Here is a 23,429-nt window from a genome sequence, read left to right as displayed (position 1 = left end):
AGCGCACTACCATTCATCAAAAACTAGGACGAAACGCCCATAGTCGCTGCGTGACTACTTTGACTTCCTTGGGCTTTCCGCTAATGACATCGCTACTGCTACCACTAGTGTCGTTTGAGGTTTGACTGTCGTTCGCTGCGTTTTTACCAATCAAGACAGTGGCAAAGCGCTGTCTTGCCTGACCAACAGTTGCATTATCACTCGCGGTAATAAGCGCCATAAAGGCTTGGCTATCAACTGCCAACAAAGGCGTCAATGCTGCCCGCTGCTTTTTATCTAAGCCACTCAAAATTGGCAGTTGCCATAGCTCATCGATAGACGTGAGCGCTTGCTTACTGCGCGTGTCGACTATCCCTTGCATCTGCTGACTGCTGGCACCATCGATCAGTGCGGCAAGCAATGCGGGGCTCGCAGTATTAATATTGATAGGTAAATAATAAGGAACCGCCGTCAGATAAGGTCGTAGTGTCGCTAACACCTCTGCACTCACCCCTTGAACCTCTTGTAACTGATCAACGCTAACAAAAGGCTGGTTTGGTAGTGCGCCATCTACTGAACGGTTTAGTTGCTGAGAATATACCGCACTTTCATCACCGCCATCTAGATAGACTTCACTGTCCGTATCTTGCCAATCGAGGACGGCAATAGCAATATCTGGTTCTAAATTCAACTGTGTTAAGAGACGTTGGAACACTTCTAGCGCAGCAGTATCAACCGTGCCACCTTGATGTAAGTTATTGATATTAAAACGACCCGCCTCATCACGCAGCTCGATGCTGACACTATGATTCGCTAATGTGTACGGCAGTATCGGCTGTGCCCAGATATCTTGCTCACTATCGGTGTCGTTAAGCTTGCTATCAGCACGAATCATCGTCACTGCCAGCTGCTGACCGGCATCGATGTCTTGCAATAGCTGATTTTGATCAAACAATAATCCGCTGCGCCTAATCGCAACTTTTTGGCTAGCAAGCATCGCGCTTGCCACCACCGTGATACTCACCACCAATAGTAAGATAGTAAGCAGCGCCACACCGCGCTGAGAGTTTGCTTTCATTGTCATAGAGAGCTTATGTCGCTGAGCAAGTGATGCATGTTAAATACTACCTTCTCAATTACTGTGTCCCACACTGCTATTATCTGTATTACTACCGCTATTACTGTTGTTACTATCACTACCATTATTATTGTCGCTGCTATTATCATTACTATCGCTGCTATTAGCAGCCTTTGCGCTACTACGGGGTATTGGTTGTGGCGCTAGGGCCCACTGCCAAGTGATTGGTATCTCTTGATAAGTAAAGTTGACGGCAACCCCTTTGGGTAGCAAAACAACATCGGGGTTAGCACCCGCTGCTTGCCCCAATGCTATATTTGTATTGCTACTATTATTGACGTCATCGCTTGGAAATTTGGTGCTAAGCTCTGGCAAATAGGCTTGCCAACGCCCAGCAGTAACACCTTCTAATAACACACTGTCTAAACTGACGCTATCGCGTCCATCTTCAAGACTGGTATATTGACGACGTATCAGGCGCTCATCTGCAAAAATATATTCAATATGCTGGAGACTAGTGCTGCTTTGATAACGTGGATCAGGATCAGCAAAGCGTACAAAGCTGATATGTTCACCGTCCAAGCTCATAAATGGCTCAGGCGTATTGTCTTGAGCATTATTATTCGTATTGCCATTTATATCGCTACTCGCCGTCCCAGTATTTTGAGTATTAGGCGCTTGATACGGGATTATTTGTGCCATGTCTTGCTGTAATTGTAGATAGGCATACTGTAGTACGGCTAAATTATCCGCATGACGTTGTACGCGCTCGCGGGCGCGGTTGACACCATCAAATACTTGCCAGCCTGCCACTGCCAGCATGGCAAATATCGCCATGGCAACCATTAGCTCAAGGAGCGTGAATCCGCGCTGTAGTTTCATACTCACAAGCCGCCCCCTGCTTGTCCGATACTACTTTCACTACTTAAATCTAAACTGCCTGTATCTTGGTCGGCATTGCTTAGCATGACACTAATATCAGTGACCGACGTGCCTGCCTGTCCGTCTATGATAGGCGCCACTGCGATATTTACTTGTTTTAGTGCAGGTGTGATGGCATCACCGACAGTCATGACTATTTGCCAGTCACGCCCTTGAGCATTAATCGTTTGGGTACGGTTGGCGGTCAACCATGTGTCTTGAATACGCAAATCAGCAGCGGCATTTTGTGCGACAAAATGAGCAAGCGTGCGGGTGCGCAATATATCAACCGATTTCAAATACGCACTGCTAGCACGGCTCGCCGCGACGGCCACTACTGCCAGAATGGCTAAGGCAACCATTACCTCAATCAAGGTAAAACCACTCTCGCGCCCAGACTTAAGTGATATAGATTTGAGAGACGTAGGCTGAGCCTTCGTCGCCGAATATTTGGACAACTTATTCACTATAATCCCTGCCCTATCATCATACTACCATCGGGCATTATCGTAATCACCTCACCCACCAGACGCGAATCGTGAATTACTTCGATGTTGACAGGCGTCGCTTGGCCCGTACCAAACCATAGTACCTGCGGCACGCTTTGATCACTAAACCAAGGCTGTAGCGTTTGCGTCTGTCCTGTACTCGTTGAATTACTAGCATCCAAGCTCTGCACTCTGATACTCACGCCAGCGGGCAGCTCAGGCAAGCTAACCTCTGATTCAACCTCCCAGCTCGGTGTTGGCTGAGTCTCTCCAGTAGAGTCTGACAGACTGCTCAAATCAGCAGACAGCTCCATTGCGTTCTTTGGCTGGTTGTCCCTGTTACCTACTGAAATATCAGCCGTTTGATAGGCAATATAAGGATTCGATAAGGTAACGATTACAGGCGCTACCTGTCCCTGCTTATCTGCCTGCAAACGTAAGCCCATCGGCTGCATACGCTCAACTGATAGCAAACGGACGTAGCTCAGCGAATCAGTGAAGTGTTCATAAAAGGCGCGGTTTTTGCGAGAGTCACTACTGCCGACAGACAGACTCATCATGCCGGCAAATATAGATAGAATCACCACCACTACCACGATTTCAACCAGCGTAAAACCACTTTGCTTATGACTGCTTATTGATGAGGTATGTTGTGAGGGACATGCATTACTTGATAGAGAGAGACAACTACAATCAGACGATGTAGCTAAAATACCAAAGCGATTTGGACAAGGCGATTGACCGACGATGGCTAAAGGGCAATTGGCTGCTGAGCTGGACTGAGTCTTGACAGTGACCGGCATATTGCACCTATAAGCCTGTAATTCAGTTTTGTATATAGGGTGATAACGTTCATTTTTATGAACGCTAAGAAAGATACATTGAAAGATACATTTTGACGTGCTGCCATATCAGGTATGACAACACGTAACACTAAATAATCAATGACATCGAAAATCAGTCGACATTCTAATAATTGGTATTGCGATGCTCTTCTGATTCAGTATCGATCTGCTCTACTAATTCTTGCATATCCTCATCCATCACCTCTTCATCTTCGGCAGGATAATGACTCGGCAATTCTAGCATTTGCTGAACAAAGGCGTAGCGCAAGGTATCACGTCGACCCAAATAACGCTGATAAAAGCTTGAGTTTAGTAGACCCGCACCGCCTTGACCCATCGCCCAAATAGAAGATAAATAATCGCGAGTACTCAGACTACTATGCTCGTCTTTCAGATAAGCACTGATAATATCAATCAAGCGCTTCATACGCTGGCGACGAATATCATACAACTCGCCAAATAAGCGATTCAGACCAGTGACCGATGCTGCCAGACGCTCTTCGATTTGATTCAATAGCATGGCTTTTTGTGGATTAAATAGCTGCTGAAGAATCATGCGGGCAACGCCTGCCGAGGGACAGTCATCAATACGGTTGATATCAAATAGCTGCTCTTCGTAGCGGATAATAATACGCAGATAAAGCTCATCTTTGCTAGAAAAATGCTTATATAGCGTGCCTTTAGCCAAGTCGAGCTGATCTGCCAAACTGTCCAAAGTAATATCACCATCGCCTGACTCAAGTAGCAATTGCTCTGCCATCGCTAAGATATTTTCTTCTCGTGCCTTAAACTGATGCTGACGACTCATAATCTCTCCTAAAACATGACAAGATTAAGCATACAACCATCATTTACGGCAGTACATCGGCAATGAAAGTATGAGACTGTACCAAGACTGCTCGAGGACCACAAAAGGGAATATGCTTATGTTTGCTAAATAGTCATTGATAATCAGGTGGCTATATTTAGTGTGATACATACCTAAGGGGATTGAACCACAAGACTATCAAATAAATGACTGAGTGGTCATAGCATAACCATTTTAATGATACTGTGCCAGTAAATTTTCAAAGTTTTTTGCCGTCAGTGCACCGACTTCCTCGCTACTACATCCATACATGTCTGCGATACAGTTTGCCACGTAGGGAACATATGCAGGCTCGTTTGGTCTACCGCGTTTGGGGACTGGCGCCAAGTATGGACTGTCAGTTTCAATAAGTATTCTGTCTCTCGGCATTTTTTGAGCTGCATCCTTGATGTCTTGCGCGCTCTTAAAGCTCACGATACCTGAGAATGAGATATAAAACCCTAGATCTAGCGCACGCTTCGCCGTCTCCCAATCTTCAGTAAAACAATGAATGATGCCATGCTCCGCACCTTCACTTTTTAGAATATCAATCGTGTCTTCTTTGGCATCACGCATATGGATGACGAGTGGCTTTTTTAGTTGCTGACTGGCATGAATATGACGCGCAAGGCTGGCTTGCTGCGCTTTTTTGTTTTCTGTTGACCAGTAATAATCGAGTCCTGTCTCTCCAATTGCCCACACATGATCCGCTTTGGCCGTTTCTATCAGACGCTCGACTGTCGCTGATTGTAATATACCAATGTCTTCACAAGGATGAATACCGACGCTCATCCCTAGGTTTAAAGTCTCATCATTATAAGTGCTGACAATATCAGCAATCTCATCATATTCAGCAAAATCACACATGATCGCCATCGCGCGAGTGACATTAGCCGTTTTCATGGCGTCAATCGCGCCAGCCAGTTGGCCATCATATTTGGTTAGATCTAAGCGGTTAAGGTGGCAATGTGTATCTGTAAACATAAATAATCTCGTTATTGGAACAATATCAGTAAAAGTTATTGGAATTTAACATTCGTTAGTGTGTTGATTGCTCTAAAGACTTATATTTTCAAGTCGAGAAAATATCGCTATAGTCAAACACAGCAATATTTAGGTGTGGCTATTGTTGATAATCTGGTTTGTAAATACCTCATACTAATGTAGCGGCACCACACGCATCACCTCTTCTATCGTCGTCACCCCTTCACTCACGCGTTTTGCACCAGAGACACGTAAGGGTTGCACCCCTTCGCGGTATGCCTGTTGCTTAAGTACGTCTAAATTGGCATCGGCAGCGACCAATTTTTTTAACTCATTAGAGAGCGGCATAATCTCATAGAGTCCGACTCGTCCTTGATAGCCAGTATGTCGACAGTGCTCGCAGCCTTGCGCGGTATAAATCTGTGTGGGTACTGGCGCGCGCCAAGGCTGAACAAGCTCTTGCCACTGAATGGCTATTTCGCTGTCCGGCGTCACCTCTACTGCTTTTTTGCAGTGCGGACATAGCGTCCGTAACAGGCGCTGTGCCATGACCCCTAATATAGTCGCTGAGGTCAAAAAAGGCTGAATACCCAGATCGTGCAAGCGCGTAATAGAACTTGGTGCGTCATTGGTATGCAAGGTCGAGAGCACCAAATGCCCCGTCAGTGAGGCTTGTACTGCCATATTTGCTGTTTCTGCATCCCGTATCTCCCCAACCATAATGATGTCAGGATCCTGACGCATCAGGGAGCGAATACCATCCGCAAAGTACAAATCGACACCTGGATTGACCTGCATTTGGTTAAAGGCAGGCTCGATCATCTCAATGGGGTCTTCAATCGTACAAACATTCACCTGCTCAGTGGCTAGCTGCTTGAGCGTGCTATAAAGGGTGGTGGTTTTACCTGATCCGGTTGGGCCCGTGACCAAAATAATGCCGTTGGGATTTGCGGTCAGCTCATGCCACGTCTCAAGCTGCTTACCCGACAGACCAAGCTGCGCGAACGAGCGTACGAGCACTTCAGGGTCAAAGACTCGCATGACCAGCTTTTCACCAAAGGCAGTGGGCATGGTAGAGAGACGTAGCTCAGTCTCTAGCCCTTTCGGCGTACGCGTTTTTAGTCGACCATCTTGCGGCTTACGTTTTTCTGCAACGTTCAGACGCCCTAAGATTTTGATACGTGCCGTCACTGCCACGATAATCGCGAGTGGCATCTCGTACACAGTATGCAGCACGCCATCAATACGAAAACGCACTTTTCCTGTCTCACGGCGCGGCTCCAAATGGATATCACTGGCACGCTGCTCAAAAGCATATTGTAAGAGCCAATCAACGACTCTGACGATATGCTGGTCATTGGCATCAGGGTTGGTGTTGTCACCCAATTGCAGCAATGCTTCGACATTAGTAACATCAGCCGCAGCACGTTTGTGAACACTATTTGCCCCTGCTATTGCTTGCGTGACTTGATAGAACTCTTGGCGGTAGCGATTGATTTGCTCAGGATTGATATAGACCGTGCGATAGCTTTTTGACTTGATTAGCTTTTCGATATTTGAGTGCCAATCGGTATAAAAAGGTTGATCTGTCCCGATGACCACTTCATCTAAAGTGACCTCAATGGGCAAAATATACTGTGAGCGTGCATATTCAAAAGACATCAGCTGCGTCACTGCCGGGACGTCAACTTTTAATGGATCAATACGAACGAGTGGCATGTCTGCTTTGGCCGCTAGCCACTGATTTAGCCATGCCAGCGTCAACTTATTATCAGAGTTACCATCTAGGGCATGGCCATTGGGCAAGCCAAACTCACTAATCGTCAGCAATGGATGCTGCGCTTTGTTTCGGCGGCTGGTGATTACCAAATTATAGCCACGTTGATCGATGACTTTATCTGCCAATAATTCATCTAGGCACCAGCGTAAATCAATCACTATCGAATAATTCTGAGCAGCCATATTTTTCTTCTTTTATTGTTTGGGGTACGTTGACAAACATGCTATCGATTCATATCACTTATATTGCCACTACCGCTGTTATTTGCAACTGTCCTGAGTCTATCAGCCAAAAGCTCACATCAACAGACTTATAGCGCATGATAAATGAGGTTTTTTTCTCTCTGCGGCGGTATGCAGGCCTTGGATCTTGCGCAATTAGCGCTTTGATAGCATCGATATCAGAGATTAGCAATTGACTTTGTATGTGCTCGACCATCGAAGCAACTGTAGCACTTTTCGGCACACTCTTTATAGAGCTATGGCTTGCATCATTATTACTGACTTCAGCAGGCTCTGCTACGCTTGCTAGCAGCATAAATTGTTCGTAAGCCGCCTCTGTTATGACCACATCTAGCAATGTTGGCGCAATCGGTGCAAATCCACTTTTTGCATCTAGAAGCACGTCGCTATAAGCTACGTACGGCTTTATATCGATAATTGGCGTGCCATCTATCATATCAGCACCCTTGATGATAAGTAGTACGCGACCTTGTACTATCTCAATACGCTCAAGTTTGACAACGGACAGTCCCAGTTCTGATGGACGATACATACTGCGACTGGCAAATACGCCTATCTTTTGGTTGCCACCCAGTCTTGGTGGCCGCACTTGCGCTCGAAAGCCATTATTGGCTTGTTGATTGTCTTTATCTCGATAATTATGATGAAACTGCCAACTGATCCATATATGGCTAAAGTCTTCTAAACCCTCAAACGCGGCTGGCGTATCGTAGGGCGCTAGCATTTCAATGGCACTGATCAGCGCGACCAAATTCGGCTGACGCGGCGCCCCAAATTTTTGTGAAAGCGGCGCACGATGGTAGCCAATGATTGGGGCGTGGTGAGAGTTATCTAAAGACATATTGTCATCAGACATAGCGCGGCTCCAGTAATAAAAAACGGTTCTTTTTAGACAATTTGGCCAAATGATACAAAATTACTCACTAACGATATTCCATTTTATCATGCTGGTGGGTAGCAGCTAGACGGATTTTTACTTTAAAGTTTGATATCATGTGCAAGAAATTTTTTGATGAGAGTCTTTTACATTTGGCTTATCTGTAACTCCTCTTATCAATACTGATGATTTAACATGCAAGAAAAATAGTCTACAGCCCTATCGGCTGATAGATAAACCTGATTATTGAATTTTACGGTAGGTACGTTTTAACATTCAGCTTTTTCGATAACTATTAGAATACTGATAGGTTTTTATATTTTTTAATCTATCATTGAAAATTTTGATTTAATACGTATTTAAGCCTAACGACAGCGATAACCACTTATTAATTAACGAGGACTTTATGTCAAAACTTCGCACCGAAACGGTCACAGAGGTTCATCATTGGAATGACTCTCTATTTAGCATTAAAACCACTCGTGACGATGGCCTACGCTTTCGTAATGGCGAATTTGCGATGATTGGTCTTGTTGTCGATGGTAGACCACTGCTACGTGCTTACTCGATTGCTAGTCCTAACTACGAAGAGCATTTAGAGTTTTTCTCCATCAAAGTTCAAGACGGCCCTTTAACCTCACGTTTGCAGCACATCAAAGTCGGCGATGAGCTATTGGTCAGCAAAAAACCAACAGGTACGTTGGTATTAGATGATTTATTACCTGGCAAACATTTATACATGCTCTCAACAGGTACCGGACTTGCCCCTTTCTTGGCATTGGCACGTGACCCTGAAGTATATGATCGTTTTGACAAAGTTATTTTGGTTCATGGTGTCCGCCACGTTGATGATTTGGCTTATCGCGATATGTTCGAAAATGAGCTACCGAATGATGAAATCTTTGGTGAATGGTTCCGCGAAAAGTTCATCTACTACCCGACTGTCACTCGTGAAGAGTTTAGAAACCAAGGCCGAGTCACAGACTTGATGAAGTCTGGCAAATTATTCGAAGACATCGGTTTGCCTCCAATGAATAAAGACGACGACCGCGTCATGTTATGTGGCAGCATGCCATTCAACGCCGAAGTGTCAGCCATTCTAGATGATTTTGGTCTGACTGTATCACCGCGCATGGGTGTGCAAGCAGATTACGCAGTTGAACGTGCCTTTGTAGGATAAAAATGTTGAATTGATCGAAAATTATTTTAAATAAGTCTTGACGACCAAAAATAGGCTGCTATAATACGCAGCCTATACAGAGTTAACCCTGTAGCCCAATTCGATAATATTTATTTAATAGACATTATCTTCTAACATGCCAGTGTGATGGAATTGGTAGACATGACGGATTCAAAATCCGTTGCCTTTAAAAGCGTGTCGGTTCGAGTCCGACCACTGGTACCATATAGCAGTACAATCTAACCTCCCTTTTCGGAGGTTTTTTTGTGTCTGTTACTTTTATATCTGTGAATTCTTTGTTTACATCGCTACTTCAGATTCTCTAACAACACTTATCTTAATCGGTACGGCATAGCTCCATGGCATGCCAGCACTGCAATAAAAAGACCCATTACGAAACGACACAATATACGCGGTAAAGTCATTACCACAATGATCCATCATAGCTTGCTCGTCGCTGTCATCGCAAACTGCACACCATACTCGTTTTTCGCCGCGTGCTAGCATTGCCCGTGTTAAATCACTCCCTTTCAATTCGTTATTCATTTTCTGCTCCTTGGTCGTTCTGAACTCTCTAGCAACGATATTTTTTTAAAGAGCTAATCTACCAGTACTCAATGCACAAGTTTGGTATGAGCGCTACAAACAACGTCTTTTTACAGTACTAAAAATATATGAGGCGTTAACTACTCTTGTTACCGTACCTATTACTGTGAATACTTATAGTTTAAAACTTTAATCTGCCAACTATAATAGATGTCCATCAAATTTATGATGAATGGCAGCTCTATTAAGATAGACGGTTTATTAAAATAAAATAACTTACCAAACCTCTTAATAAAAGATGCTGATAGAAAACAACTGTTCGCTAACATTAGCATAAGGTTTATAAAGTTGTCTTGTTTGCTGTACATAACATTACAATATATTTAATTACCAATATATATCAATAGTTAAATATTATTGCGGTTTAGTCAAAAATTTACGGAAAAGCTACTTTGGTCTCTAACAATTGATAATAGAAAAAGCCATTAATTCAGGTAAAATATTGAATATGACAGACTCTATTCAATTGAACTCCCGTAAAATTATTCATATCGATATGGATGCTTTTTATGCCAGTGTGGAGCAGCGTGACTTTCCTGAACTACGTGGTAAGCCATTGGTGGTTGGTGGCGATCCTAATGGTCGAGGTGTGGTTGCCGCTGCCAGTTATGAGGTGCGTCAATTCGGTGTACGCTCTGCAATGTCATGCTATGAAGCTCGCAAACTTTGCCCAGAAGTGATATTTGTAAGACCGCGTTTCGAGGTTTATCGAGCGGTCAGTAGTGATATTCGCCGCATTATGCATAGTTTAACGCCCCATGTGGAGCCGCTATCATTAGATGAAGCGTATCTTGATGTCACAGGGTTATCTGTACACAAAGGCTCAGCGACATTGATGGCCAATTGGTTACGTGCGCAGATATTGGAATATACAGGATTGACTGCGTCTGCTGGCGTGTCATTTAATAAAATGCTCGCCAAGATTGCCTCTGACATCAATAAGCCTAACGGTACAGCCATCATCACGCCAAAAGAGGCAGATCACTTTATTAGCACGCTACCCATTGAGCGGTTTCATGGCATAGGCAAAGCAACGGCAAAGCGCTTACATGCGATGGGTGTAAGTAATGGCGCTGATCTTCGGCGTACACCAGCTGCCGTATTGGTACAAGAATTTGGTAAACGTGGTCAGTTTTATCATGATATTGCTCATGGCCGCGATGCGCGCCCTGTAAAGTCTGAACGCACGCACAAGTCTGTTGGTTCAGAGACCACATTCAAAAATAATCTAAATGATGATGACGCGCTACTCACCCAAATATATGAGCAAAACGCCGATGCCTTTAATCAAATGCACCAAAAGCAGTTAGTCGCTCATACCATTACTCTAAAAATCAAATATTCAGACTTTACTCAAATCACTCGCTCACACACGCTTTCTACGACGTTTGATAGCGCTGAGTCTGCACATTATTGGCTAGACAAGCTATTCTTGGATATTCCACGCCAGCTGCCTATTCGGCTAGTTGGTGTGACTTTTTCTTCGTTAGCACCTGCCGCTCAGTTACTGCCTCAACTAAATCTATTCGAGTAAATTAGTCTACAACTGATAAAAACTTCTTTGTAAGTTGACATAGCCTATAATATTTACTTAGGCTATTTATAGGTTTGAAGCATATCTTATACATGATTACTGCTGAGCAAAGTATCCTCTCACAAAGGTATTTCTGCTACAATTGTGCCAAAATCCCTATCCATTTAAAGACTGATTATGACCGACTCTCACATTGACTCTACTGATACTGACGCGCCAACTGATACCGACAAAAAAAACGACGTCTTAGATTATCTGAGCGTTGAAGATTATGACTATGAGCTGCCAGACAGTCTGATTGCACGCTACCCATTAGCGCAGCGCTCTGCTTCAAAACTTCTATACTTGCCAGCTCGTACTCAAATAAATGACACTCGTGTAGAAGATCGTTTGTTTTCTGAGTTGCCTCACTTATTAGAGGCTGGAGATCTGATTGTCTTTAATGATACCAAGGTGATGAAAGCACGCTTATTTGGTCAAAAGGATACTGGCGGTAAGCTTGAAGTACTGATTGAACGCCTAGTCGATATCTCGGACTTGGATGAAGTGCCACTGCATCTAAAAGACACCAATGATGAAGCAGTTAATCAAGAGCATATTGCCCTTTGCCATGTAAAAGCCAGCAAAGCGCTCAAGCTTGGTCAACGCTTACAACTTGCCGATGGTCATATGAGCGCTACGATGATTGGTCGCCAAGACAACTTATTCATTTTGGCGTTTGATGCGCCGATATTGCCGCATCTAGAGCTTTATGGTGAACTGCCTATCCCGCCCTACTTTGAGCGCCATGCTGATGACACTGACAACACTCGTTATCAAACCGTTTTTCATGATCCTGCCAAGCTCGCCAGCGTGGCTGCACCAACGGCAAGCTTACACTTCGATGAATCCGTACTGAGCAAGCTTGACGAGAAAGGTATCAATACCGCTTTTGTCACATTGCACGTTGGGGCGGGTACTTTTGCTCCCGTCAAAACAGATAACCTACTCAATCACACCATGCATAGTGAATACGCGCATTTGCCGCAGACCACGGCAAACCTCATCAATCAAACGCACGCGAATGGTAAAAAGGTTATTGCGATTGGTACCACAGTGACGCGTGTTCTCGAAACGGCTTATCAAAAAACTGCCATTGACGGTCAGGCACTCTCTAGTTGGTCAGGCGATACAGATATATTTATTTACCCTGGGTTCAAATTCGGCGTTATCGATCGGTTATTGACCAATTTCCACTTACCTAAATCGACACTACTAATGCTAGTATCAGCATTCGCAGGTAAGGCATCTATTGAACACGCCTATCAACATGCTATCGAAAAACAGTATCGATTCTTTAGTTATGGCGATGCCATGCTATTAGATAAAAAAGCTCAGTGAACACTACAAAGACACTTTGTGCATTGGACACAACAGTTGTGAAATAAACTGGTAAACTAAACGGTATTTTGTTATAACAGCAAAGACAACTTATTTATACTAAAGGGCTGCTCATGTCTTGTCATCTATCTCGTCGCTTGACTACTGTACATCGCGCGGTATCGATGGCACTATTTTGTTCTGTAGGGTCCGCCGTGTTAGTGCCGAGCGTACAAGCAGCAACCATTGGTAAGACGGTGGTCACTTCGGCCCAGCATGAGCCTTTAGTAGCGAGCATCGTCGTCAGTAATATTCGCGCAGCTGACTTTTCTGCCAGTTTGGCAAACTCGACCATTTACCAGCAAATGGGGTTGACCCCGACTGACTCTATGACAGTGCGTTTTCAGCCCACCTCAGCGACCAGCGGTCAGGTGTTTATTACCACATCACAGCCTGTGTCTAAGCCTTTTGCTGATGTCGTGTTAGCGATTAATGATAATGGTCGGCAAAATATGGTACCAAAAACGCTACTGATGCCATTAAAAGATAGTGTACCTATCAATACTGGTAAGAATATCGCCACAGGTGCCAAGAAGCCAAATTTGCCTAGCATTTCTGCAAGTAATGCCATGCCTTTGACGGTTAGAAAAGGCGCGCCGCCGCCACTTATGTCCGCCCCTGCTATATCCTCGCCCAAGTTATCAAAACCAAGCAAATCAGCGACTGAATTGTTGGCTTCTACATCACCAGCACCTAATATTCAGGCGCCAACAGTGACGGCTACCTCACAGGTCAACAGTCTTACTTATACACCTAGCCGTCTCAATAACGGTCGCTTAAACAGCAATGCTGACATAAAAAATAATACCGGTCATTCAACTGCTATCGGTAACAGCCAAAGCTCGGTGAACACTTCGGATAACAGTGCATTAAGTGTAGCAAGTAGTAGCGGTACCATGACACCTGATGATAAAGGCGGTACTGAGGCGCGCGTTCATAACAACGTAGTTGCGGCAGATAAGCCAAGTACTGACAAGCAGCTTGATATTTTAAATATACAGGTGACGCGCCAAATACAGCCAAGCAGTAAGGCAGACTCTGACCTCATGGCAAGCTCACCTGTCAAAGCAACAACCACTAAAGCGAGAGATGACTCAAAAAGTGCAATCGACTCAGACAATCGTGTTATCGCCGCAGCTCAAGGCAGCAATATACCTGCTAATATAGCATCACCTGTACCATCCAAAACTATGAATAATCCAAGTACAGCTAGCAATAAAGTAACGAGGAATGCAACAACTCAGTATCAGGTGCAACGCAATGATAGTTTGTGGATGATCGCGGAGCAGATAGCGCGCGAGAATAATCTCGATACGCCAACAGTAATGAAACAAATTCAGTCACAGAACCCTGATGCTTTTATCAATCAAGATGCTGACCAACTAAAAGCAGATGCTAAGCTTCGCTTACCTAGCTACGATGTTATACCGTCACAGCAAAGCTTAGAAGCAGCCATTAGTGCTCAAAGACAATATAGCCGCCGAGCGAATACACCTGTGCCAAAAAAGCCAGCGCAAAAGACGTCTAAAAAACCAGCTGATGTCTCTCAAGCCGCAAGTGTCTCTACAAAACCAACCACTAAGACCCAGACACTACCGCAAGCACAGTTTTCTGTCCTTGCCCCTGGTCATGATGGTAATGCAGATGGCACTCAGGCGAAATCAGCGGCAGATAAAGGCAATGGTCTAAGCACCGATATATTAGCAGCGCTAAAAGCATCAAGACAAGAGACTGCCTCACAAGCTCAGCGCTTGTCAAAAACCAGCAGCGCGCTGGACAACTATACGAAAAAGCTTCAATTACAAAATCAAAAACTGGCTGAGCTACAAGCTCGTCTCAAAAAACTACGCAATCAATAATTGCCTAACGGATCAACGCACGATGCTGTGATCTTAGGAGTAGGAATAACTATGGACAATATGCTATATATCATCGCTGGATTGGTGCTTATCCTGTTAGTCGCTGTTTTTTTATTGCGCAAAAATAAAGCACAAAACCAAAGTGTACAACCACCTGCAAGCTCAGTAAAAAATACCGCTGCACCAGCATCAAAAACGGATTATGGCACTGCTGCCCAAACCAATCAAAATGATAGCAATAAGTTCGATCATATTACGATTGCCCAGCGTTTCATGGATCAACAGCGCTACGACAAAGCCATTGAAACGATCAATCGTGGACTAAACGAAAAGCCTAATGACAGTCAGTTATCTATTAAGCTATTGAGCATATACGCTACGCTAGATCAGCCAGAAAACTTTCATGATGTCTATAACCGCATTAAAATGCATAACGATGCCAAAACCATTACGCTTGCTGATGAATTAAAAGATTTATACATTGGAGAGCAAAGCCCAGTAGCCGCACCAGAAGTGGTAACAGACGAGGCAACAACAGAAAACAATCAAGATGGTTTTGATAGTCTAGATTTCGATTTATCTACTACTAATCAAGCCGATGATACCGCTAACATATCTGATCGTCCTGTTATTGAAGATAATAACGATTTAGTAATAGACAAACCTATCGATAGCCCAGTGTTTTCAGGTGAGCCTACTGAAAACGTAGACGATAGCTTTGATCTGACGCTCAGTGACTTAGAAGATGATTTCAATGAGTCAAATGCTACTGATGAGACTCCTGTTACATCATTGGCCACGGATGATGATAGCCTTTATATTTCTACAAGCGACCATACTAATACCATCGAAAATAACGAGGCCAAGAATGATGAGGTCATAGAAGACAACGACCTTAGTGACTTTGAGTTCGATTTTGAATCACCTGCAGAAAACACTTTAATTGAAAATTCTGACGTATCAGATGTTCAAGACAGTGAAAGCGAAGCATTAGTATTAGAAGACGACTTCATCTTAGATTTTGATGATTTAGCAGCCGATGCAGATAAAGATGCTTCTGTTAATAAAAATGAAGAAGAAGCTTCTAGCAATGCTGTCCAAAACATTGAAGATGACTTTACTTTATCTTTAGACGATCTGGACGAATCAGACGATATTGATGCCGTTAACACTTTCGCGATTAATGAGCCATCTACTACTGACGTAAGTAACGATATTGATGGCTTTGTTTTGGAAGATATTGACTTTGAAAACGCTGATAATGACAGTAGTACTCTCGAAGATGATAGCGTTGCAAACTTAAGTTTTGAAGAACAACTGATCAACGATGACACCGACATTGATGCTTTTGAAGCATCAGATACTACGCCAGTTACGTCGTTAAGATTTGATGATGACACGCCTATAGCTGATGACTTCGATATCATAGAAACTGACTCTTTATTAGATTCTTCCGTAGCGACTCCCCCAGCCTCTACCGTTGCACCAGCAGAACCTGAAACAGATATCAGTCATGAAGCGGTTGAATCAGCAGAAGATTTTTCATCGCGCTTTGCCGCAGATTTTGACTTTGTAAAATCATTAGATAGCAATCAAGTGACGCTAGATTTAGCCAATCAGTATTTACAATTAGGCGAATATGACAGTGCCAAACGTTTGCTTAATGAAGTGATCGCTCAGGGTAATAGTGAGCAGAAACAACAAGCACAACTATTACTTGAGCGCACAGCATAATCAGTCGTTTAGATGCCTATCAGCAAGTATCTCTTATTATCGGAGGCTTGCTGATTTTTTGCATTTAATTCTGATACTATCTATTACTGACCTCTCAACCTGTCACTAATAAACGCTCTGGCGCTTCTTTTTTCATAATTGTTTACTGTGTTGATACTATGCCATCTTCTTTTATGACCAAAACTATGTCTGACCCCATTCAATTAATCTATGCTGGTGGTACCTTTGGTAGCTATGGCAAACCTCTAGCGCCGCTATCGGCAGATATCTTTTTACCTACGCTACAAAAACTATTGGCTGAGCAAGGCAATACGACTGGTTCACCAGAAATTTCATGGCTAGACAACACGCTGATCAAAGACAGTAGCCAGCTTACGCCAGTTGATTTTGTACATTTTTATCAGCTATTACTGAATGCTTATAATCAAGGTAATAAACGCTTTGTCCTGATTAGTGGCACTGACACGTTGAGTTATTTAGGTGCATTTTTAGCAGAAGCGTTTGCCGGTAGCGATATTTGTATTGTGGTCACTGGAAGTATGCGGCCGTTATTAGATAGTGAAGTGATTCACTCCTACGATATCGATGCTCATAGCGACGCTTGGGGCAACCTTAACGACTCATTGAAGCTAGCTGCGGCTGGTGAATCAGGTGTCAAGATCAGCTTTGGCGGTGAATCGTGGCCTGCACAAACGGTGCAAAAAATTCACAGTCATGACCTTATGGCATTTACTGGTCACTCTCGAGCAGCGTATCCAGCCAACAGTTATATAAAAAATCTCTCAGATACCCGTAGGCAGCATTGGCTTGATGATCAGCAAGACTTACTACCCAATATCAAAGCAAGTGCTGATCAGGCCAAAATCCATGCTTTATACTGCTTACCTAATGATGTTCAGGTGCTCAATGATCAACTACAAGCGTTATTATCACAGCCGTCTTGTGGCATTATCCTATTAGGATTTGGCGCGGGGAATATTCCCTATTCGACTGCACTAGCAAAGACGCTTGATTTGGTTCACGAGCATGGACACATGGTGATATCTGCCAGTCAATGTCCGTTTGGCGGTGTGAGCGACAGCTACGCGGCAGGCAGTTGGCAATATGACTACCACGTTATTGCTGGTGGACGCTTAACCATCCCTGCTATTTATGCACGGTTGTTATGGTTGCTACTGCGCTATGACAGTCCAGCAAGGCGCCGACAGCGCTGGTTGAATAATGTCAGTCAGCCTGGCACAAGCATCAAAAAGCGATAAATGCTCCTTAATTAATTCCGACTTTATAAGCTTAGAAACCAAAATGTCTAAGATTGAAACTATCGAACCTGAACGTTCACCAACCTATACTTTGGCGATTGCGATTGAGTTTTTGGGTACGCACTATCATGGTTGGCAGCGGCAACGAGAAGTGCTGGGTGTACAAGAAGCACTAGAAACCGCTATCGGCAAGGTCGCCAATGAATCCGTCGAAGTCATCGCCGCTGGACGTACTGATGCCAGTGTCCATGCCAGCAATATGATTGCTCATTTTACCACGCATGCGTATCGCCCTACTCATAACTGGTTACGCGGTGTCAATAGCCTACTGCCTGACGATATTGCTTTGCGCTGGATTCAACCGATGCCAGCTGACTTCCATGCGCGTTTTGGTGCGATTGCTCGTCGTTATCGTTATATCACCCTTAATCAAGCGCAGCGCCCTGCGATACTCAATCATCAGGTTACCCATATCTATGAGCCTTTAGACCTAGCAGCGATGCAAAAGGCAGCTGCCGATATCGTTGGTACTCACAATTTTAGCAGCTACCGTGCGGCAGCCTGTCAATCCAATCAGCCAGTACGTACCGTCAGTCATGCCGACCTTTTCGCTCATGGTCAGTTTATAGTGTTCGATATACAGGCAGATGGATTTTTGCATCACATGGTTCGTAACTTGATGGGTACGCTATACGCGATTGGCAGACATGAGTTAGAGCCAGCAGACTTTTTAAACATTTTGAGCAAAGAGGATCGAACAATTGCGCCGCCTACGGCCTCAGGGGATGGCTTGTATTTCATCAATGCCTATTATCCTGAGCATTTCCAGCGACTATTGCCGCAGGCACCCCTCACACCGATTTGGTTAAACTTACCTGACTAAATTAGCATACATATCACTTACATGCTGTCAAGTCAAAACCAGGTTCTGTATTGCTTTAATCCGCTAACTTACGTATAATATGGGCTTATTTTTAATTGATTGATACAAATTATGGCAAAAGACGATATTATCGAATTTGAAGGCGAAGTCATTGATACCCTTCCTAACACTTTGTTCAAGGTTCGTTTAGAAAACGGACACGAAATCATTGCACACATCTCAGGTAAGATGCGTAAGCACTATATTCGTATCTTGACAGGTGATAAAGTTAAGGTTGAAATGACCCCTTATGACCTATCTAAAGGTCGTATTACTTACCGTGGTAAAAACTAAATACTCGCCAACTCATATGGTTATAAAAGTATTTATAAAAATACAGCCAATAACCAAATAGCTACTTTATCGCTGATAGCTGATATAGACGCTTGAGTGGTTTGACTGATAATAATAATGAAAACGCTAACCTGCTCATTATTGCCTATCACTGTTTTAGCTATTTCGTGTTTGCTGTTTGTTTTACCATAAAAAATACCGCTAAATTTCAGCGGTATTTTTTTGTCTGCGTTTTATGAAATAATTAAACGATGAGTTATTTGAACTCGACAGTGGCATCGTTCTTGATAACACCTAATAGGCTCAGTGCATCCCAGTTAGTGAGGCGAACACAACCTGCTGATGCCTGACGACTGATACGTTCAGGATCGGGTGATCCATGAATGCCATACGATGGTTTGCTAAGGCCAATCCATACCACACCAACGGGATTGTTAGGGCCTGGCGGGATAATAGATTTTTTGCCATTATCGCTAGTATAGGTGTAATTTGGCTCGTGAATTTTGACTTTGACTTTATGCGTACCCGTTGGTGAAGGTGTTGCTGTGCTACCTACTGTGGTTGGATAGCTGGCAACCAGATTGTCACTGTCATCGTATGCATATAGGGTTTGCGTGTCTTTATCAGCGACCACTCGGCTCACTGGTGTTGTATTAGGGTTACCTGGGTTATAGACAATGATGGTTTCGCCACTTTTAAAGCTGGCATTGGGGTTAAGCGATTTGAGATAATCACGACTGATATGAAATTTTTCGCCCAAGGCTTCAAGGACGCTTTCATAATACATACCATCTAGCTTGGCCTTGGCTTCAGCACTAGCAGGAATTTGGGTAGTTTTGACATTCACATCAGCATCTGTCAGCTGATAACTGACCAATACAGGCTGTGAAGTAAGCGTAGAATTCTTAGTTAATGCTTGCCACGTCTCTTCATTGACCGCTTCAGTTACTGGTAATCCTTGAGCCTTTTGAAAAGCTTGCATGGCTTTACGCGTGTTTTTGCCCCAATAGCCATCCACTGCACCCACACCACTATGATTCCAGTTCAGTAGCGCTTGTAATTTGGTAGCAACATTACGATCAATTTTGGTATCAGCTTTCCATGTTGCTTCATTTACCTTTTTAGCAGTTTCTGATAGATTTTCTGTACTGTATTCAATTTTGGTTAGTAATTCATTTAGCGAATTTGCGGCTTTGCTATTACCCTCTATTTGCTGACTAACACCGTTGGTTACTGGACTAATATCGTTACTATCAGTCATCGTGCTGTCCATCGTATCAGCATCGATACTGTTGCTATTAGTTTGGTTACTAGTAGATTGGTTGCTACTAGTACTCATCTTTGCTTCGGTTCCTGCATGGTTATTATTATCTGTTGTAGTACCTGTCATACCACTATTAGGCGACTTGCTGTCATTAGCCGTTTGTGCGCTATTATTAGCATTGCTACTACAACCTATTAATAATGCGGACGTTGTACCCATCGCTATAACAAGGCTGCTAACCTTAAGTAATTGAGACATAAAAAAACTCCCTAAATAGTTACCATATATCAAAAAATATCGAAAAATTTATTATAAAAATATATTGCCATAGTCTTGCCACTATTCCCTAACAGCTTTATGTTAATAACCGACTCTTCCTACTGTGCATTTGTTAAGAGAGTGAACAAACACACTGATCCGTTTACAATAAGGCATGACTCAATATCATATAACAGAAAAAACCCATAAATTGCTCAGCAACTTATGGGTATAAAATGAACGAGATTAAACTGTAAAAACTACCTTAAAATGGTCTACATTAGATTAGCTGACTTATACCAGTTTAGCCAATACCGCTTGCCCCATCTCTTGACAGCCCACTTGCTTGAGTCCAGCTTCACTGCTGTCTAAAATATCAAGCGTACGCAGACCATCATCAAGCACATCACTGACTGCTTGCTCGATCGCTTGTGCGGCTTCCTCTTGCTTAAAGGTATAACGCAGCATCATAGCGACAGACAAAATAGTGGCCAATGGATTGGCTTTATCTTGCCCAGCGATATCAGGCGCAGAACCATGACATGGCTCATACATACCTTTGCCATCCTCATCCAAGCTCGCTGATGGCAGCATACCAATAGAACCGGTCAACATTGCCGCTTCATCAGATAAGATATCACCAAACATATTGCCTGTTACCATGACATCAAACTGCTTAGGATCTTTGATCAACTGCATACAAGCATTGTCAGCATACATATGGGATAACGCCACATCGCTATACTCTGCTTGCTGCATCTGAATCATTGTTTGTTTCCACAGCTCAGTCACTTCTAAGACGTTGGCTTTGTCTACTGAACATACCTTGGCAGCTGTACCTGCGGCTTGGGCACGGGTTTTTGCTAACTCAAAAGCAACTTTACCGATACGCTGAATCTCACTGGTGCTATACACCATCGTGTTATAGCCTTGCTGCTCACCATTTTCTAGTGTGCGAATACCACGTGGCTCGCCAAAATAAATGCCACCCGTCAGTTCGCGAACAATCAGCAAATCTAAACCAGATATAATTTCAGGCTTGATACTTGACGCATTGGCTAGCTGCGGATAAAGCTTTGCCACACGTAAATTGGCAAACAAACCCAGCTCACCACGGATTTTAAGCAGACCGCGCTCAGGGCGCTTACTACGTTCAATCGTATCCCATTTAGGGCCGCCGACAGCGCCTAATAATACAGCATCTGCTGCACGTGCACGCGCTAATGTTTCATCAGGTAAAGGCTCACCTGTGGCATCAATAGCCACACCACCAATCAATCCAGACTCTAATGTCAAATCAAGTGAAAACTTCTCATTGACGGCTTTGAGCACGTCGATGGCTTGAGTCATGATTTCAGGGCCAATACCATCGCCCGCTAATGTTAAAATCGTTGCCATACTAATCCTTTTGGATATATTTTTATCAATTAATTTTTATTACGCTGTGGTCGTTTTAGGTTTAGATGCTGACGTCACTGCTTTGACCATGCCTGTCTCTACAAACTCACCTTGGTGCTCAGACTCTAACTGTTTACAGAATCGGCGCTGCACCTTATTACCTTGTAATAGATCAATACATAAAGGCTCAGGCGACGCTGTATCCAACAAACTGCCAGATTTTTCACTACTTTTCTTTTGATAAGCACGTAACTTGTAAGTACCTGCGTCCGCAAAATCATGAATCATCGCAAAACGCTCAACGTATCCCATGTTATTCTCTGGATAAAAATTGACATGGACTTCACGTTTTGCAGGCATCACCCGTGCATAATAGTTGGTCAACCCTGGCATACCAGATGCGGCTAATGGCAATATCTTTATAGAGTTTTTACTCATGAGCGGTGTCATCTCTATGCTCATTTGGGGCGTTGCAGTACCTTTATAACTTGGTAAAGCCTCTACAATCTGAGGATTAACTGGCTCATGATTATCAGGAGAAATAACCAGTGTCTTATCTATTTGCACGATTTCACAGTGGTAAGTACCCACGCACGCGATATTTACTTCGCCAGCAACGGGTTGGATCTTACCTACCCACGCTTTCGCACTTTCTGCCTCATCTATTTTTTGATAGCCCGTCAATAGCTGGCAGCCTGACAAAAATAAGCTTGCAGCAACAATCGTACTTGTCGATAGAGCATAACGTTTTTTATTCATAATGGCGGCTACTGTTTATCAGAAAGATAATTTATAAGGAAGATAATAAAATGTGTCAAAAACTACCCTTCATTTTAGCCAGTTCACCGCCATAACTCAACGATGCGTTGCGACTGGCCAGCAGTTTTGTGAGCAAGGCATCATAAAATCCTTACCTAAGCGCGTACGTCGTTAAAGATCCACGGCGTTTTTTGCATCATTTTATGCTCGTAGTCTTTGATAGCATCGCTTTGCTGCAAGGTTAAACCGATATCATCTAGCCCATTTAACAAGCAATGTTTGCGAAAAGCATCCACTTCAAAGGCATACTCTTCGCCTGTTGGCGTGATGACTACCTGACGCTCAAGATCTGCCGTCAGCTCATAGCCTTCATTAGCAACAGTCGCCTTCATTAAAGTATCCACAATTGCTTCATCTAGTACAATCGGTAACATGCCATTTTTAAAGCAGTTATTGTAAAAGATATCAGCAAAGCTTGGTGCGATAACCGTACGAAAGCCATACTCAGAAAGTGCCCAAGGTGCATGCTCACGACTAGAGCCACAGCCAAAGTTTCTGCGTGCTAGCAATATAGTAGCGCCTTGATAACGGGGTTTATTCAATACAAAGTCTGGATTGATAACACGTGTGCTGGGGTCTTGGCCTGGATATCCTTCATCAAGATAGCGCCAATCATCAAATAAATTCACGCCAAAGCCTGTACGTTTAATAGACTTCAAAAACTGTTTTGCGATAATTTGATCGGTATCGACGTTTGCGCGATCAAGTGGGCAAACGATACCGGTTTGGGTGTTATAAGCTTGCATAAAATTTCCTATCAATTATATTTTTGCTGGTTGACGATCTTGATAAGCATATTAAACAGTAAATAAATTTTTACCGTTTTGACATCATGCTCATAT

21 protein-coding genes and 1 tRNA gene are annotated in these 23,429 nt (G+C 43.5%); 9 read left to right on the top strand and 13 right to left on the bottom strand.

Annotation, left to right across the window (positions count from 1 at the left end):
* Positions 1-16: 16 nt before the first annotated feature.
* The 8 genes from gspK to tsaA all read right to left on the bottom strand — a co-directional run bounded on the left by gspK (position 17) and on the right by tsaA (position 8,020).
* Positions 17-1,063, bottom strand: coding sequence for a type II secretion system minor pseudopilin GspK (gene gspK / locus HL061_RS13610; RefSeq protein WP_071001304.1), 1,047 nt, complete (start codon positions 1,061-1,063; stop codon positions 17-19).
* Positions 1,064-1,111: 48 nt separating this feature from the next.
* Positions 1,112-1,939, bottom strand: coding sequence for a type II secretion system minor pseudopilin GspJ (gspJ, locus tag HL061_RS13605; RefSeq protein ID WP_071001303.1), 828 nt, complete (start codon positions 1,937-1,939; stop codon positions 1,112-1,114).
* A gap of 2 nt (positions 1,940-1,941) precedes the next feature.
* Complete coding sequence (gspI, locus tag HL061_RS13600) at positions 1,942-2,445, bottom strand: type II secretion system minor pseudopilin GspI (protein ID WP_227517161.1); 504 nt, start codon at positions 2,443-2,445, stop codon at positions 1,942-1,944.
* Positions 2,445-3,269, bottom strand: a complete 825-nt coding sequence (locus HL061_RS13595; protein ID WP_083328789.1) for a prepilin-type N-terminal cleavage/methylation domain-containing protein — start codon at positions 3,267-3,269, stop codon at positions 2,445-2,447. The genes gspI and HL061_RS13595 overlap by 1 nt, the downstream gene beginning before the upstream one ends.
* A 166-nt stretch (positions 3,270-3,435) precedes the next feature.
* Positions 3,436-4,119 carry a TetR/AcrR family transcriptional regulator gene (locus tag HL061_RS13590; RefSeq protein WP_071001302.1) on the bottom strand — a complete coding sequence of 228 codons (684 nt, stop codon included), beginning with the start codon at positions 4,117-4,119 and terminating at the stop codon, positions 3,436-3,438.
* A 234-nt stretch (positions 4,120-4,353) separates the two neighbouring features.
* On the bottom strand, positions 4,354-5,142 hold the full coding sequence (locus HL061_RS13585) for a TatD family hydrolase (protein ID WP_071001301.1): 789 nt from the start codon (positions 5,140-5,142) through the stop codon (positions 4,354-4,356).
* 174 nt (positions 5,143-5,316) lie between these two features.
* On the bottom strand, positions 5,317-7,104 hold the full coding sequence (locus HL061_RS13580; RefSeq protein WP_071001300.1) for a GspE/PulE family protein: 1,788 nt from the start codon (positions 7,102-7,104) through the stop codon (positions 5,317-5,319).
* 58 nt (positions 7,105-7,162) lie between these two features.
* Positions 7,163-8,020, bottom strand: a complete 858-nt coding sequence (gene tsaA, locus HL061_RS13575) for a tRNA (N6-threonylcarbamoyladenosine(37)-N6)-methyltransferase TrmO (protein ID WP_071001299.1) — start codon at positions 8,018-8,020, stop codon at positions 7,163-7,165.
* Between the two features lie 427 nt (positions 8,021-8,447).
* On the opposite strand from tsaA, the gene HL061_RS13570 reads away from it, so the two are divergent.
* Entirely contained in the window at positions 8,448-9,221 is a 774-nt protein-coding gene (locus tag HL061_RS13570) for a ferredoxin--NADP reductase (protein WP_071001298.1), read from the top strand.
* Positions 9,222-9,359: 138 nt separating this feature from the next.
* Positions 9,360-9,446, top strand: a tRNA-Leu gene (locus HL061_RS13565).
* Between the two features lie 75 nt (positions 9,447-9,521).
* On the opposite strand, the gene HL061_RS13560 is transcribed toward HL061_RS13565, so the two are convergent.
* The gene (locus tag HL061_RS13560; protein WP_071001297.1) at positions 9,522-9,767 is read right to left on the bottom strand and encodes a hypothetical protein; all 246 of its coding nucleotides are present in this window, start codon (positions 9,765-9,767) and stop codon (positions 9,522-9,524) included.
* A 508-nt stretch (positions 9,768-10,275) separates the two neighbouring features.
* On the opposite strand from HL061_RS13560, the gene dinB reads away from it, so the two are divergent.
* The 7 genes from dinB to infA all read left to right on the top strand — a co-directional run bounded on the left by dinB (position 10,276) and on the right by infA (position 18,848).
* Positions 10,276-11,361 carry a DNA polymerase IV gene (gene dinB / locus HL061_RS13555; protein WP_071001296.1) on the top strand — a complete coding sequence of 362 codons (1,086 nt, stop codon included), beginning with the start codon at positions 10,276-10,278 and terminating at the stop codon, positions 11,359-11,361.
* Positions 11,362-11,538: 177 nt separating this feature from the next.
* Entirely contained in the window at positions 11,539-12,741 is a 1,203-nt protein-coding gene (gene queA / locus HL061_RS13550) for a tRNA preQ1(34) S-adenosylmethionine ribosyltransferase-isomerase QueA (RefSeq protein ID WP_071001295.1), read from the top strand.
* Between the two features lie 113 nt (positions 12,742-12,854).
* Positions 12,855-14,639, top strand: coding sequence for a peptigoglycan-binding protein LysM (locus HL061_RS13545; RefSeq protein WP_252962987.1), 1,785 nt, complete (start codon positions 12,855-12,857; stop codon positions 14,637-14,639).
* 51 nt (positions 14,640-14,690) lie between these two features.
* Complete coding sequence (locus HL061_RS13540) at positions 14,691-16,373, top strand: FimV/HubP family polar landmark protein (RefSeq protein ID WP_071001293.1); 1,683 nt, start codon at positions 14,691-14,693, stop codon at positions 16,371-16,373.
* Between the two features lie 185 nt (positions 16,374-16,558).
* Positions 16,559-17,632: an asparaginase gene (locus HL061_RS13535; RefSeq protein ID WP_227517160.1), complete on the top strand. Its 1,074-nt coding sequence runs from the start codon at positions 16,559-16,561 to the stop codon at positions 17,630-17,632.
* Positions 17,633-17,675: 43 nt separating this feature from the next.
* The gene (gene truA, locus HL061_RS13530; RefSeq protein ID WP_071003569.1) at positions 17,676-18,515 is read left to right on the top strand and encodes a tRNA pseudouridine(38-40) synthase TruA; all 840 of its coding nucleotides are present in this window, start codon (positions 17,676-17,678) and stop codon (positions 18,513-18,515) included.
* 111 nt (positions 18,516-18,626) lie between these two features.
* Positions 18,627-18,848 (top strand): translation initiation factor IF-1, encoded by a 222-nt coding sequence (gene infA / locus HL061_RS13525; protein WP_021814850.1) that lies wholly within the window; start codon positions 18,627-18,629, stop codon positions 18,846-18,848.
* Positions 18,849-19,104: 256 nt separating this feature from the next.
* Here infA and HL061_RS13520 read toward each other — a convergent pair whose 3' ends face one another.
* From HL061_RS13520 to leuD, 4 genes are all read right to left on the bottom strand, one after another.
* The gene (locus HL061_RS13520; protein WP_071001291.1) at positions 19,105-20,370 is read right to left on the bottom strand and encodes a L,D-transpeptidase family protein; all 1,266 of its coding nucleotides are present in this window, start codon (positions 20,368-20,370) and stop codon (positions 19,105-19,107) included.
* A 294-nt stretch (positions 20,371-20,664) separates the two neighbouring features.
* On the bottom strand, positions 20,665-21,768 hold the full coding sequence (gene leuB, locus HL061_RS13515; protein ID WP_071001290.1) for a 3-isopropylmalate dehydrogenase: 1,104 nt from the start codon (positions 21,766-21,768) through the stop codon (positions 20,665-20,667).
* Between the two features lie 39 nt (positions 21,769-21,807).
* Positions 21,808-22,527 carry a hypothetical protein gene (locus HL061_RS13510; protein WP_071001289.1) on the bottom strand — a complete coding sequence of 240 codons (720 nt, stop codon included), beginning with the start codon at positions 22,525-22,527 and terminating at the stop codon, positions 21,808-21,810.
* 155 nt (positions 22,528-22,682) lie between these two features.
* Entirely contained in the window at positions 22,683-23,333 is a 651-nt protein-coding gene (leuD, locus tag HL061_RS13505; protein WP_071001288.1) for a 3-isopropylmalate dehydratase small subunit, read from the bottom strand.
* Between the last annotated feature and the right edge of the window lie 96 nt (positions 23,334-23,429).

Source organism: Psychrobacter sp. PSP (assembly GCF_024085615.1).
Classification (GTDB): Bacteria; Pseudomonadota; Gammaproteobacteria; order Pseudomonadales; family Moraxellaceae; genus Psychrobacter; species Psychrobacter pacificensis.
This window is presented reverse-complemented; position numbering and strand designations above follow the sequence as displayed.